This is a genomic window from Kitasatospora sp. NPDC057518, assembly GCF_042802075.1.
Lineage (GTDB): Bacteria > Actinomycetota > Actinomycetes > Streptomycetales > Streptomycetaceae > Kitasatospora.
In genome coordinates this window covers 1-2,051 of the sequence record NZ_JBHVEU010000743.1, presented here as the reverse complement: position 1 = coordinate 2,051, position 2,051 = coordinate 1, and the positions used below count along the sequence as shown (strand labels likewise).

General features: G+C 69.6%; 1 protein-coding gene. It reads right to left on the bottom strand.

The features are described 5' to 3' along the window. Nucleotides 1-54 precede the first annotated feature (54 nt). Complete coding sequence (locus ACFU7Z_RS39010; protein ID WP_198959396.1) at nt 55-1,674, bottom strand: alpha/beta hydrolase; 1,620 nt, start codon at nt 1,672-1,674, stop codon at nt 55-57. Between the last annotated feature and the right edge of the window lie 377 nt (nt 1,675-2,051).

Sequence of the window (2,051 nt, the reverse complement as noted above, 5' to 3'; positions counted from 1 at the left end):
CCGCCGACCACCACGACCGTCAAACCCTCCCCCGGGTCACCGGGGGCCGTTCCGTCAGACCGCCGGGAAGATCTCCGCGTCCGGCTTCAGCAGCTGGCCGGCCGCCGGCGCGGTGCCGTCGACCAGGTAGCGGGTGACCATCTTGTTCAGCGCCTGGCTGCGGCCGACCGCGCAGTGCTCGATCGAGTCGACGCTGACCAGCACCGCGTTGCCCAGCTCCTGCTGCATCCGCTGGGCGAACTTGTACTGGGTGGCCGGGTCGTAGAGGTTGCCGATCACCATCACGGTGTTGGAGGTCTTCTTGTTCCACGGGCCGGAGAAGCGCTCGGCGTCCCGGGCCGGGGCCGGCCAGCTCGCGCACGCGGGCGCGTCGAAGGCCTGGTAGCGGCCGAAGGTCGGCATCTCCTTCTCCCAGGCCTTGGCCGCGTTCGCGAACACCCGGTCGTTGGAGGGGTACGGCTTGTCCTGGCAGTTGACGGCCATGTAGGAGTCGTCCGCGGTGTACTCGGAGTCGACCGGGGCCTCCCGCAGCGCCGTCCGCGGGACGTCCACCGAGAGCAGGTTGGCGTCCTCGTCCGAGACGTTCGCCTGCGGGGCCAGCAGGGCGGCCGCGGCCGGCTTCTGGAACACCTGGTAGGTCGCCTGGAGGGACTTGGCCAGCGGGGCCAGCTTGGCCTGCGAGTACAGGGCGCTGGCCACCTCGCCGGTGAAGCTGCTCAGCGTCACCTTGGAGCCGTTCGGCAGCGTGATCGGGCTGGTCCGCAGGTGGTCGCGGAGCTGGTCGAACTTGGCCCGGGTGTCGCCCTCGCCGAAGGCGCAGCGCGGGGCGCCGGCGGTCTGGCAGCGCTTGAGGAACTCGTCCAGGGCCAGCTCGAAGCCGTTCGCCCGCTGGCGGTCGTACTCCAGGCCGTTGTGCAGGCGCAGGTTCGGGTCGACGTTGCCGTCGACGATGATCGCGCGGACCTTGTTCGGGTACATGTTGGCGTACGTCGAACCGATCAGGGTGCCGTAGGAGAACCCGGCGAAGGTGAGCTGGGCGTCACCGACGGCGCGGCGCATCCGGTCGAGGTCGCGCACCACGTTGATGGTCGACATGTGCTCGATCAGCGGGCCGGCGTTCTTGCTGCACGCGTCGGTGTAGTCCTGGTCCGCGTCCAGCGTCTCGTTGATCTCGGCCTTGGTGACCGGCACGCCGACCATGCGGTTGGTGACCGCGTCGGCGTCCTCCTGGGTCTTGAAGCACTTGAGCGGGTTGCTCCGGGCCACGCCGCGCGGGTCGAAGCCGACCAGGTCGAACTTCGACTGCACCTCGGTGCCGAAGCGGGCGGTCGTCGCCCACAGGTAGCCACTGCCGCCCGGGCCGCCCGGGTTGAGGAACAGCGAGCCGATCCGCTTCGACGGGTCGCTCGCCCGCCGCCGCATCATCGCGATGCCGACCTTCTCGCCCGACGGCTTGTCGTAGTCCAGCGGCACGGGGTAGACGGCACAGTCGTAGATGCCGGGGTCCGGCTTGGTCGGGTCGGGGTTGCACGGCGTCCAGGCGACGGGATCGACCTTCGCCTCGGCCAGGCTCGGGGTCTGGTCAATAGGCGCTGCCGAAGCGGCGGCGGCGGTGCCGGTGACAAGTGCGAGAGCGCAGGTGACCGCTCCGGCCAGCGTGGATATGCGGGACAAGGAACCTCCTCCGTACTGAAAGGGCGGCCCCAGCCTGTCAGTCGGAGATCTCCGTGGGAAGACCTGGGAGCGGCGTAAATCATCCACCTGTCATGTGACACATCGCGAAATATTCTGTGAATGAACCAACTTGACGGTTGATTGACCTGAGATTTCGTCATCCCGCGTTGCCGATCGGCCGTCGGCCGTCCGGGTTCGGTGGGGGCGGGCGGCGTCCGGCGGGGGGTCTGCGCAGCCGACAAGGGCGCGGATTTCCCGCGCGGCCGAACACCCAGGGGCTCCCGCTATTGCGCGATCGGCATCGAGGGCGCGGCGCTCCCCGCCGGTGCCCGGCGGCCCGTGGAGGGAAGATCGTCCCGCTCCTCGCCGGCGCGACC